Source organism: Mesorhizobium shangrilense, from assembly GCF_040537815.1.
Taxonomy (GTDB): Bacteria; Pseudomonadota; Alphaproteobacteria; order Rhizobiales; family Rhizobiaceae; genus Mesorhizobium; species Mesorhizobium shangrilense.
This window is the reverse complement of record NZ_JBEWSZ010000010.1, coordinates 123,134-134,400: the sequence shown is the minus strand read 5'-3', so window position 1 is coordinate 134,400 and position 11,267 is coordinate 123,134. Positions and strand designations below refer to the sequence as shown.

The window sequence follows — 11,267 nt, the reverse complement described above, 5'->3', positions numbered from 1 at the left end:
GGTGAGCTTTACTGCCTACGAACTCATGAAACGCTGCGGCGTTGCGGCCAGCGGTTCGCAAATTCTCCCGGTCATCGTCGGCCACAACGGCCGTTGCATGGCGGTGGCGGCGGCACTCCAGGCACGCGGCTTCGACATCCGCGGCATTCGTCCGCCGACCGTGCCCGAGGGCACGTCGCGCCTGCGCATTTCGCTGACGCTCAACGTCGACGAAGGCGAGATTTCCGCAATGGTCGAGGCGCTCGTTGAGGTGTTGGCCCAAACATGAGCGGAGGCGCCATGACCAAACGCATCGTCATCACCGGAACAGACACCGGCATCGGCAAGACGGTGTTTTCGGCCGGGCTCGCCGGCCTGCTCGACGGCTTCTACTGGAAGCCGGTGCAATCGGGCCTCGACGGCGAGACCGACAGCGAGGTCGTTGAACGACTCTCCGGCCTGCCGCGAGAGCGCGTGCTGCCGGAAGTCTACCGCTTGAGCAAGCCGCTGTCGCCGCATCGTTCGGCCGAAATTGATGGCATCCCTATTGAGGCTGTCGATCTTTCATTTCCGGTCCTACCGACACCGCTTGTCATCGAGGGCGCGGGCGGGCTGATGGTGCCGCTCAACCGCCGCACAAGGTTCATCGACATCTTCGCGCAATGGCGGCTGCCGGTCATTCTGTGCGCCCGGACCACGCTCGGCACCATCAATCACGCGCTGCTGTCGATCGAGGCCCTTCGGGCTCGCTCCATCCCGCTTGCTGGCATCGCCTTCATCGGCGATGAGATGGCCGATACGCAACGGACAATCGTGGAATTCGGCGGTGTGCCGCAGCTCGGCAGGCTGCCGCGCCTCGATCCGCTGACGCCCAAAGCACTAAGGGAAGCGATGATTGCCGGCTTCGACCTCGCTTTGATTGCCGGAGGCGAATGATGTCGCAGTCTCAAGTCTGGCATCCGTTCACCCAGCACGCGCTCGAGCCCGCCATCCCTGAAATCGTCCGGACCGAAGGCGCCTACCTCCACAAGGCCGACGGCACGCGCATCTTGGATGCCATTTCCTCCTGGTGGGTCGTCACCCACGGCCACCGCCATCCCCGCATCATCAAGGCCATCGAGACGACCGCGGCGAGCCTCGACCAGATCATCTTCGCTGGCTTCACCCACGAGCCGGCCGAACGCCTCGCCAGGGCACTTGTCGGCCTCGCTCCGCCCGGCCTCGACTGGGTGTTCTACTCCGACAGCTGCTCGACCTGCGTCGAGGTCGCGCTGAAGATGGCGCTCGGCTATTTCCGCAACATCGGCGCGCCGCGCTCGCGCATCGTCGCCATGGAGCACAGCTATCATGGCGACACGATCGGCACGATGAGCGTCGGCGCCCGCGGCGTGTTCAACGCCGCCTACGAGCCGCTGCTGTTCGAGGTCGACACCATCCCCTTCCCGGCCGCGAGGCGAGAGCAGGAGACGCTGGATCGGTTCGAGGCGGTCACCCGCGACCGGCACGCCGCCGCGCTGATCGTCGAGCCGCTGGTCCTTGGCGCCGGCGGCATGCTGATGTATCCGGCCTGGGTTCTGACCGAATTGAAGAAGATCGCCGAGGCCTCCGGCACGCTGCTGATCGCCGACGAGGTGATGACCGGCTGGGGCCGCACCGGGACCATGTTCGCCTGCGAGCAGGCATCGATCTCACCGGACATCCTGTGCACCTCGAAAGGGCTGACGGGCGGCGTTGTCCCGCTGGCGGCAACGCTCGCCACCGATGCCATTTTCCACGCCCACTATTCCGAGGACCGGAAGAAGACCTTCTTTCATTCGAGCTCCTACACCGCCAATCCGATGGCCTGCGCAGCAGCCCTCGCCAATGTCGAGATCTGGCATGACGAGCCGGTGGCCGAGCGGGTCGCGGCCCTGAGCGCGAGACAGGCCGCCGGACTTCGGCGCTTTGGCGACAATCCCTACTTCGCCGACAGCCGGGCGACCGGCACGATCGCGGCTCTCGACCTGCGCACCGGCTCTGCTGGCTATCTGGCCGAGATCGGGCCAAAGCTGCGCGCCTTTTTCCTCGAGCGTGGGCTGCTGGTGCGTCCGCTCGGCAATGTCCTCTATCTTCTGCCGCCCTATTGCATCACCGACGACGAGCTCGACGGGCTCTATGACGCCATGGAGGAGGCCGGCGAACGCTTCGGCGCGAGACCATGAGCAAGTCGTCGCGCATTCTCGGGTTTGGCCATCACGCGCCTGGGCGCAAGGTGGCGAATGCCGAGATCGAGAGCAATCTCGGCCTCGAGCCGGGCTGGATCGAAAGGCGTACCGGAATCCGCACCCGCTTCTGGGCAACTGACGAAGATACGCTGTCTGGTCTTGCCACGCAGGCTGGCGACATGGCGCTGGCGAATGCCGGTATTGACCGCGGCGACATCGGGCTGCTGTTGCTTGCCACCTCGACGCCCGACCACCTTCTGCCACCCAGTGCACCCCTGGTCGCGCACAAGCTCGGCCTTGGTCGCGCAGGCGCGGTCGATCTGACCGGCGCCTGCGCCGGCTTCATCTATGCGCTGATGTTCGCCGACGGGTTCACCCGCCTGCACGGCAAAGCGAGCCTTGTCATCGCGGCCAACATCCTCAGCCGTCGCATCAATCCGGCCGAGCGCGCGAGCTCAGTCCTTTTCGCCGATGCCGCCGGCGCCCTGGTGATTGGTCCTTGCGAGGACCCCCATCAGGGCATTCTCGGCGCTTCGGTGGATTCCGACGGCTCGCGCTACGGGCTGATCCAGATTCCGGCGGGAGGAAGCAACATCCCGTTCCGTGGCGACCTCGACCTCGCGCAGACCCGCATGACGATGACCGACGGACGCGAAGTGTTCGCGAAGGCTGTCGAGATGATGACCGATTGCTCGATAAGCGCGCTTGCCGCTGCCGGAGTACGACCACAGGATGTCGGCCGGTTCGTGCCACATCAGGCGAATGCCCGTATTTTCGATGCGGTCGGCAGGAACCTCGGCATAGCAGATCAAGCAATCGTGAAGACAATTGCCGACTATGGCAACTCTTCCGCCGCGACCATCCCGCTCTCCCTGTCGCTGGCTCATCAGACGGAGCCTTTTCGGCTTGGCGAGAAAATCCTGCTGGCGGCGGCGGGTGCCGGTCTCAGCGGCGGCGCGCTGGTCGTTGGAATTTAGCCGAGCGACCAGCCGCGGGACTGTTCATACATGACAAACAGGACAATCGAACCAATGCAAAAAAATGGTCGCCGGGCATCCACGTCACCGTGCAACCTCATTCTCTGCGGGCGCTGAGGCATTTGATCCCATAGTAGAAAAGGAGTGAACGAACACATGCAACGGCGCAATTTGATTAGGGGATTCATAACATTGGGCGCATGCGCGATCTGCGCGCGCGCAGGTTTTGCCGACGAAGGCGTCCACTGGAGTTATCAAGGAAAAGGCGGTCCAGAGCATTGGGGGGCGCTCGATGGGGCGAACGCCGCGTGCTCGGCCGGCGCGCAGCAGTCGCCTCTGAACCTGACAAGGGCCATCAAAGCGGATATCTCGCAGATTGGCATCGACTGGAAGGCAGACGGCGGCACGATCGTCCACAACGGCCACACGATCCAGATCAACGTGCCGGAAGGCAGCACGCTCACCCGGGGCGACAGGACCTACGACCTGCTGCAATTTCACTTCCACGCGCCGAGCGAACATCTGGTGGAAGGCAAGACTTTCCCCATGGAGGTACACTTCGTCCATAAGAATCGCGAAGGTGGAGGGCTCGGCGTGCTTGGCGTCTTCCTGACACCGGGCGCGAAAAACGAGGAACTTGCACGCCTCGCGGCAGCTTTCCCGGCTAAGGCGGTCGCCGAGGCCATGGTCGAGGATGTGGATCCGAACGGCCTCCTACCGGCCTCGCTGGACTATTGGAGCTACGAGGGCTCGCTGACGACGCCGCCATGCTCGGAGATCGTCGACTGGATGGTGGCACGCGAGCCGCTGCAGGTTGGCGCCGCCGACATTGACAAGTTCACCGCGCTTTATCCGATGAATGCGCGGCCGGTGCTGGCGCCGAACCGCCGTTTCATCCTGACCACGAGCTGACAGACGAGCCCGCAGCGGATCGCGATGCAGCAACAGCTGTTTCCATAGCATCGCACTCCGCATCCTTGAATGGTTGGACGACTGAGTTCTTGCCTTGAAATCGCCGTCATATTCGGCGCGCGGTTGGTGCAATGGTTTCAGGCCCTGCAGAGGCCGGGCAGCAGTTTCCGATGGAACATGTTTCGCGCGCTAATATCGAGTGGTGCTAGGAGATCAGTGCGTATCGCCTCTCGGCTAACACCTAGATTGACGCAAACGGCCAGCGCCGAAAGTACATTTCACCTTATGGCTGACGCCTGGCCCGCCGTTTCAGTGCCGCCTGGGGCTTAGAGGGTCAGACGCCCGATAGGGTAACGGCACCGAAGTCCATGGCTGCGATATCCTCGAGGATCGGGCTTTGCGTACCTGTCGCGATTTCGTAGACCGTGGCGTCGCTTTCTCGCGGAAATACTTGTCGAAATTATCGGCTAAACTAGGAAGAGGCTGGCGCTCGCCCGGCCAGATGAAGCGAGCCGGGCATGGCCGCGCCGCGCCGGGTGATCTTGACCGGTTCGCCAGCCGCATCTGGGGGCGTGTCGATGGAGAGGAATTAGGCTCCTTGAGCCCGACCCGGCCCGCCGCTTCCGCCGCGGGTTGCTCTCCGCAGCGAGGTCCATCCCGACCAGCAGCAGGTAGTGGCGGCATTTTCATGACAGGATTTCGGCCATGGGGCGTCGAATTCCACTTCCGCGTCGAGTTGGCCTCCGCTCATGCCGATTCGCCGTGCTTACGGGGCAACCCGGTCGAGAAAAGCATCGAATGCGGCAGCGACAGCGCGAAGCACAAAGCGATGCTCCTGCCGCACGCGAATGAAACCGTTTTCGATGTCCACTATCCCGTCCTCGGCCAGCATCGCCAAGCCTTCAGCTGAATCGAGAAAACGGATCGGATCAAATCCGTGGGCGGCACAGATTGCCGGCACATCGGCCTCGAGATCGCACATCAGTCGCTCGATGATTGCGGCTCGCACGCGGTCTTCGTCAGTGAGGCGGTAGCCCTTTGACGTCGCCAGACGGCCAGCTGCGATGTGCCGGGTGTAGGAATCCCTTGTAACCTCGTTCTGGACGTAACCCCCGCCGACACGGCCGATAGCCGACGCGCCGAAACCGATCAGGGTTTTGTAGGTGTCGGCCGAGTAACCTAACGAGTTACGCCTCAGGCGCCCGGTTTTCTGCGCCAGCTCGAGTTCGTCGTCTGGCAAGGCGAAATGGTCGAGCCCGATCTCTCGGTAGCCTGCGGCAACCAGCGTATCGGCCACGGCCGCAGCCTGTTCGGCGCGAGCAGTGCTGTCCGGCAGAGCTGCCTCCTCGATGAGGCGCTGATTCTTTATAAGAGACGGAATGTGCTTGTAGCCGAACACCGCAAGCCGGTTGGGGCGCATGGCGACCGCCGCCGTCGCGGTCTCGACGCAGGACTGCACCGATTGATCCGGCAGACCGAAGATGAGGTCGAAGTTGATGCGGCTTACTCCATGCCGGCGCAGCATTTCGACGGCAGCCGCCGTCTGCGCCTCACTCTGGACCCGGTTGATCGCTTTTTGAACAATGGGATCGAAGCTCTGCACGCCGAGGCTCGCGCGGTTCACGCCCGCTGCTCCCAAGGCCTCGGCCATCTCGGCCGTGAACGTGCGTGGGTCGATCTCGACGGCAACCGTAGCCGTTTTCCTGAACGCGAAGCGGCGGCGCAGGAACTCCATCAGAGCGAGGAACTCAGCTGGCCCGATGAGGGTCGGCGTTCCACCGCCGAAATGCACGTCGCTCACGGGCAGCACCTGCGGCGCTTGCTCCGAGACCAAACGGATTTCGTCGCGCAGCACCGTCAGATAGTTTACGATCGGCGCATCCCGGCGGGTAATGGTGGTAGGGAAGCCGCAATACCAGCACATCGATCGGCAGAACGGAACGTGGAGATAGAGTGACACCGGATCGTCAGCCGGTAGGTCCCTGAGCCATTCCGCATAAGCCTCTGCACCGATCGCCGCGGAGAACTCCGGCACAGTCGGATAGATGGTGTACAAAGGCAGGCGGGCCTCGCGATATTTTGTCAGGATTGAGGTCTGCAACAATTACCGTCCCGTGCTGATAACTATCATCCTTACCGCTGCGCTCTCCTCTGTCTTTGCGCTATGTCAGTCCCTTCCGCTTTCGCGCGCGAACCTTGTATTTCGCCAATGTCAATGCTCACGCGGGCGATGTTAGCTGCAAGCGCCATCGCTTTCCCGCCGAGGTCATCGCGCACACCTTTGGTTTTCGCCGGCAAGCTCGTCGCCTTCCGGCCGACCGACCAGGACGGGTCTTTGATGCCTATTTCCGCCACCAGAAAATCAAAACCATCGACCTCAACGCGTTCCACCCCATAGCATGGGAAACTGTTCGTGAAGTCTTCGCAAGGATCGCAAGCTTCTCGCCCCCTTGCTTGCCGATAAGCGATCCGACAGCGCGGCTGTGATTGGTCGACAGGCCGAAGGGACAGTACCCCTCTGCCCTGCCGGGCATTTCCCCCGCAAGGGGGGAGGCCGGAAGCTTCACTACCGCGTAATCACGATCGAAGGGGGACGGATCTCCCAGCCCTCGCGCTCCAGCTCCGGCGCGCTGTATTCCTCGCTGGGGTAGCCGACGCAGAAATAGCCTATCAGCGTCCACTGCGGCGGCGCGTCCAGGATCGTCGCCATCTCGACCTGATCGAGGATAGAGACCCAGCCCATGCCTATCCCCTCGGCGCGCCCCGCCAGCTACAGGGTGTGGACTGCCATCACGGCTGAATATTCAATTGTGGCAGGCATAGTCAGGCGGCCGAGCCCGTGCCCTTGCTCGGTTGTGCGGGCGGGGAAAAGCGCCAACTGGCAGGGCGCCTCGGTCAGCCGGCAAGCTTCAGGCGCGCATAGAGCGTGGCGCGCTCACCTGCGAACGATGCCAGTGCCTCTGCATTGCAGCGCGCGAAGCTGGCCCTGACGGCGTTGCGGCGCTCCGCGCTCTCGACCAAGACAAAACGCCGGGGTTGGCTCAGCCCGACGGAAGGCGCGATGCTGGCGCGTCGAGCAGCCGCCCGCGCGCCTTCGGGAAGCGGCGCCGGCTGGAATCGCCTGACGTCCCGGCGCCAGTGGAAGAGGTTGACCAGCTGAGCACGAAAATCGTCCGGGAATTCCGGGACTGACGTCATGATTGGCAGCTTCAACGCAATCAATCGCGCCGAGAATTCACATGCGCTGCTGCAAAAACAGAACGGGGCATGCACGGCTTCCGATTCAGAGGCGTTTTACAACGGTTCGTGTCAATCTTCTCCGCCTTGCGAAATCACTTTGTCCGGGCTGATTGGCAAGCTGGTGCAGGGGAGCATGACCAGCTTCGCCACGGCCGAGGCGTGCCCTCCACCCTAACGATGACGCTTACGGCCTCGGGAATGCTCCAAGAATCGCACGCTCGACCTCGCTCGTGAATATTATGTCGGCGTCAGTGGGCATCTCGCCTGACGAACCCAACCGTGCCGCCGCGTGAGGTCTGAATCTCGAGGCTTCAAAACTAACAAAAGCTGTCGCTTATCGAACAGACGAACCATATCCGAAACGTTTGCTTTTCGTGCTCACCTTGACCCTCAAAGCAAAAAAGAAGGAAGCGCGACCAAGGTGCGCCGGCCAATTTGAGTGTAAAGTCGCAGTTACCCCTCGGATGGCACATCACTTGCGCAGTCTATTTTGGAAGCCGTTGTGACGGTCTGCACCCAACTGGCGGAGGTGACCATATCGATTGGCTCAGAAGTGCTGGATTCCCAGGAGCAACTGAAGGGCTTTGACTGAAGATCTGCGTCGAGGTGCAGCGCGCCTAGGCATGCGAGTTGCAGTCATGCGGCCAAACTCTGGTCGACTCTCTATTTATATAGGTGAAGTATGACTTCAATGTTAACGTTGTCAATTACTCAGTATCAAAAAAATCATCTCTCAGAACAATGCGTATGATGTTTGCGATATTCTTGGATACGGTAACTTTGTTCTTGAACTAACGACGGAAGCATCACACTGCGAAGGAACAGCGCGATGCGCATCTCCTTCGATCGTGGGGATAGGGGAAGGGTCCGTTCTTTGACGTCCTGCCCCTCTTTAATCTTTGAACGGAGATCCAGAATGAACATCAAGAGCCTTCTTCTCGGCTCGGCTGCGGCCCTGGTCGCCGTTTCCGGCGCCCGCGCCGCCGACGCCATCGTCCTCGCCGAGTCAGAACCGGCCGAGTACGTCAATATCTGCGACGTCTACGGTTCGGGCTATTTCTACATTCCCGGCACCGAGACCTGCCTGCGCATCGGCGGCTATGTCCTTTACGACATCGGCCTCGGCCATGGCGGATCGTATGACCGCACAAGAACCTCGGATGTGAGGACTGGCAAGGATCAGGGCACATGGCGAAACAACACACGCCTCACGTTCAAAACTTGGACCGGCCAGGGGACCGAACTCGGCACGTTGAAGACCTATACCGAAACCCGCATGAACTTCGGTAACCGCAACGCTTATTCGGGTCCGGACAGTCCTCAGAACTACGCCTCCAACAGAGACATCACGTTGACTTTCGCCTGGATTCAGCTTGGTGGCCTCCGAGTTGGTAAGGACGGGTCGGCCTTCGACGCGTTTGTTGGCTACGCTGGCAAAGTCCTCAATCAGAGGCTTGTTCCGTACGGCGACTTCGATACCAATGTGGTTCAGTACTACTTTGACGCCGATAACGGCTTTTCGGCTGTGGTTTCACTCGAAGAAGGCTCGGGCGTCGCCGGCACTATCGACAGCTATGTTCCGCACGTAGTCGGTGGCGTGAAATACACACAAGGCTGGGGCGCGATCACCGGCGTGGTCGCTTATGACAGCAACTACGAATCGGTGGTTGGCAAGGTCCGCGTCGACCTCGATGTCACCAATGAACTGTTGCTATTCGGAATGTTCGGCTACGGCTCCAATGGCAAGCTGAACGATGATTCCACTAACGCGATCGAAGCTCATGGTCGCGGCTTCTACAAAGTTTGGGGCGGCAACTGGGCTTTCTGGGCGGGCGCCACTTACAAGTTCAGCGAGACAACTTCGTTCAACCTTCAGGTCTCGGGTGATCAGCTCAAGAACTATGGTGTGGCTACAAACGTCGCCTATACGGTCGTTCCAGGTTTCACGGTTACAGCGGAAGTCGACTATGACCACTATGGCTACTTCGGCGTCGGTATGGTCGACCCTTCCAACGTGAACTGGACTGACGCCGACAAAAAGAACAGTGTCGGCGGCATCCTCCGTTTCCAACGCTCATTCTAACGACTGAAAAGCTGCATCTCGGTGGTACGATCGAGCGGGCCAATCCCGCAGCACTCTAAAAAAACATCGCATGGAAGCGAGGCGAGATTGGAAGCCTCGACCTCAGGCCGGACGATGTTCGAGTCTGGTCCTAGACGACTGTGCCCGGCGACGTTCATCGCTCGGACGCCCACAGCCGGGGCCGCGTGAGCTTGTTTCGGTCGTGCAAGGAAAGTCGCAAGGTCACCGTCGGCTCAGAGACAATGACATTGCGCGCGGGCGAAGCCAGAGGCTCGTGACCGATCAGCCGCACTCCTATGCTGCTGCGGACGATCAGGCCGTTTCGTTTCGATGGGCTGTGCTCGAGTGTGAAGGATCCCTGATGCGCGAAATCTCCGTCCATCCGACTGCGGGCGAACCGCCCGTCACCGTCTACGGTCCGTCCGGGCCGTATACCGCCCCGACCGTCGAAACCAATATCGAAAAGGGCCTCGCCCGGCTTCGCCACGAATGGATTACGGAGCGCGGCGATGTCGAAGCCTATGACAGCCGCCATGTCCGGCCCGAAGACAACGGATTCGCGGTGGGCGAGCGCCTGACTCCGGAATTTCCGCTCCGCGACCGGCCGCTCAGGGCCAAGGCCGGCAAGGCGGTGACGCAGCTTGCCTATGCGCGCGCAGGCATCATCACACCCGAAATGGAGTTCGTCGCCATCCGCGAGAACCTCGGCCGCGAGATCATGCGCGGCAAGCTGTCGCGCGACGGTGAAAGCTTCGGCGCGCATTGCCTCGCTTGAATTGTTCCTGGATGTTAAGCCGTTGCCTCATCTGATTTGCTCCCCGCCTTTGTGTGGCAGGAGCAAATCAGATGAGGCAGGTCAGCATGGCGACGCGGGATGAGCTGGTGAGCGCGGTAACGGAGCGCTACGCCCGAAGCGGCAGGGCAGGCAAGTCGCGCATTCTCGATGAGTTCGTGGCGGTGAGCGGCTTTCACCGCAAGCATGCGATGCGCTTATTGCGTAACGTACCGCAGGTGGGCCGTTCGGGGCCGCGGCCGGAGCGGCGGCTTTATGACGATGCGGTTGGTGAAGCGCTGATCGTGCTGTGGGAGGCCTCGGACCGGATCTGCGGGAAGCGGCTGAAAGCGTTGGTGCCGATCCTGGTCGAGGCGATGGAGCGTCACGGGCATCTTCAGCTTGCGCCGGAAATCCGGACGCGCCTTTTGGCGAGGAGTGCGGCAACGATCGACCGTGCGCTGCGCGCGGTCCACGAGACCGCAGTTGGCGGCAAGCGGCGCCGGCCCGCGGCATCCTCGGCGCTGCGGCGGAGCATACCGATCCGCACCTTCTCCGACTGGCAGGATCCACCGCCCGGCTTTGTGGAGGCCGACCTGGTGGCGCACAGCGGCCCGGTGACGAGCGGCAGCTTTGTGCAGACGCTGGTTCTCACCGACGTTGCGAGCGGATGGACGGAATGCGCGCCGTTGCTGGTGCGCGAGCAGAAGCTGCTGAGCGAGGTGCTGACGGAATTGCGGCGGCTCCTGCCGTTCGACCGTCTCGGCTTCGACACCGACAATGACAGCGTGTTCCTGAACGAGACGGTGCGCGATTATTGTCAGGACGCCGCTATCGCGTTCACGCGCTGCCGGCCGTACCGCAAGAATGATCAGGCTTTTGTCGAGCAGAAGAACGGTGCCGTGGTGCGCCGCATCGTCGGCTATCGCCGGCTTTCGCGCTTGCGGACCGTAGCGGGCAGCGCCGTAGCCCCAGCCGCTACACGAATGGATGCCATCCAGGACATGACAGGTCGTCGTGCTTTCGCTGACGCCAATTCGCGAGGCACCGAATTCTTGTCAGCTTCATAAATCCGTTGTGACGATTTCGTACGTGAACGG

At 61.7% G+C, this 11,267-nt stretch carries 7 protein-coding genes and 5 pseudogenes; 10 read left to right on the top strand and 2 right to left on the bottom strand.

All coding sequences use genetic code 11. The features are described 5' to 3' along the window. The 5 genes and pseudogenes from ABVQ20_RS37090 to ABVQ20_RS37070 all read left to right on the top strand — a co-directional run. Positions 1-268, top strand: a pseudogene (locus ABVQ20_RS37090) (8-amino-7-oxononanoate synthase); the annotation flags it as partial. An 11-nt stretch (positions 269-279) separates the two neighbouring features. Further along, positions 280-915, top strand: a complete 636-nt coding sequence (gene bioD / locus ABVQ20_RS37085; protein ID WP_354464766.1) for a dethiobiotin synthase — start codon at positions 280-282, stop codon at positions 913-915. After that, positions 915-2,180 (top strand): adenosylmethionine--8-amino-7-oxononanoate transaminase, encoded by a 1,266-nt coding sequence (locus ABVQ20_RS37080; RefSeq protein WP_354464765.1) that lies wholly within the window; start codon positions 915-917, stop codon positions 2,178-2,180. Before bioD ends, ABVQ20_RS37080 begins: the two co-directional genes overlap by 1 nt. Beyond that, complete coding sequence (gene bioZ / locus ABVQ20_RS37075) at positions 2,177-3,160, top strand: 3-oxopimeloyl-[acyl-carrier-protein] synthase BioZ (protein ID WP_354464764.1); 984 nt, start codon at positions 2,177-2,179, stop codon at positions 3,158-3,160. Before ABVQ20_RS37080 ends, bioZ begins: the two co-directional genes overlap by 4 nt. 156 nt (positions 3,161-3,316) lie before the next feature. Continuing rightward, positions 3,317-4,072 (top strand): carbonic anhydrase, encoded by a 756-nt coding sequence (locus ABVQ20_RS37070; RefSeq protein WP_354464763.1) that lies wholly within the window; start codon positions 3,317-3,319, stop codon positions 4,070-4,072. Between the two features lie 766 nt (positions 4,073-4,838). On the opposite strand, the gene hemN is transcribed toward ABVQ20_RS37070, so the two are convergent. Further along, positions 4,839-6,173, bottom strand: a complete 1,335-nt coding sequence (gene hemN / locus ABVQ20_RS37065; RefSeq protein WP_354464762.1) for an oxygen-independent coproporphyrinogen III oxidase — start codon at positions 6,171-6,173, stop codon at positions 4,839-4,841. A gap of 95 nt (positions 6,174-6,268) precedes the next feature. Here hemN and ABVQ20_RS37060 point away from each other — a divergent pair, with 95 nt between their 5' ends. Next, positions 6,269-6,559: a hypothetical protein gene (locus tag ABVQ20_RS37060; RefSeq protein ID WP_354464761.1), complete on the top strand. Its 291-nt coding sequence runs from the start codon at positions 6,269-6,271 to the stop codon at positions 6,557-6,559. A 79-nt stretch (positions 6,560-6,638) separates the two neighbouring features. Here ABVQ20_RS37060 and bluB read toward each other — a convergent pair. Further along, positions 6,639-7,270, bottom strand: a pseudogene (gene bluB / locus ABVQ20_RS37055) (5,6-dimethylbenzimidazole synthase). A 22-nt stretch (positions 7,271-7,292) separates the two neighbouring features. On the opposite strand from bluB, the pseudogene ABVQ20_RS40620 reads away from it, so the two are divergent. The 4 genes and pseudogenes from ABVQ20_RS40620 to ABVQ20_RS37035 all read left to right on the top strand — a co-directional run. Then, positions 7,293-7,546 (top strand): annotated as a pseudogene (locus ABVQ20_RS40620) (hypothetical protein); the annotation flags it as partial. Positions 7,547-8,228: 682 nt separating this feature from the next. After that, a complete protein-coding gene (locus ABVQ20_RS37045) occupies positions 8,229-9,395 on the top strand; it encodes a porin (protein WP_354464760.1) in 1,167 nt (388 codons plus the stop codon). A gap of 361 nt (positions 9,396-9,756) precedes the next feature. Beyond that, a pseudogene (locus tag ABVQ20_RS37040) lies at positions 9,757-10,158 on the top strand (phosphomethylpyrimidine synthase ThiC); the annotation flags it as partial. An 83-nt stretch (positions 10,159-10,241) separates the two neighbouring features. Then, positions 10,242-11,111: pseudogene (locus ABVQ20_RS37035) on the top strand (integrase catalytic domain-containing protein); the annotation flags it as partial. Positions 11,112-11,267 lie beyond the last annotated feature (156 nt).

Bases quoted from the DNA above. Each gene is read 5' to 3' on its own strand.
- bioD (WP_354464766.1), top strand. From the start codon at position 280: ATGACCAAACGCATCGTCATCACCGGAACAGACACCGGCATCGGCAAG.
- ABVQ20_RS37080 (WP_354464765.1), top strand. From the start codon at position 915: ATGTCGCAGTCTCAAGTCTGGCATCCGTTCACCCAGCACGCGCTCGAG.
- bioZ (WP_354464764.1), top strand. From the start codon at position 2,177: ATGAGCAAGTCGTCGCGCATTCTCGGGTTTGGCCATCACGCGCCTGGG.
- ABVQ20_RS37070 (WP_354464763.1), top strand. From the start codon at position 3,317: ATGCAACGGCGCAATTTGATTAGGGGATTCATAACATTGGGCGCATGC.
- ABVQ20_RS37045 (WP_354464760.1), top strand. From the start codon at position 8,229: ATGAACATCAAGAGCCTTCTTCTCGGCTCGGCTGCGGCCCTGGTCGCC.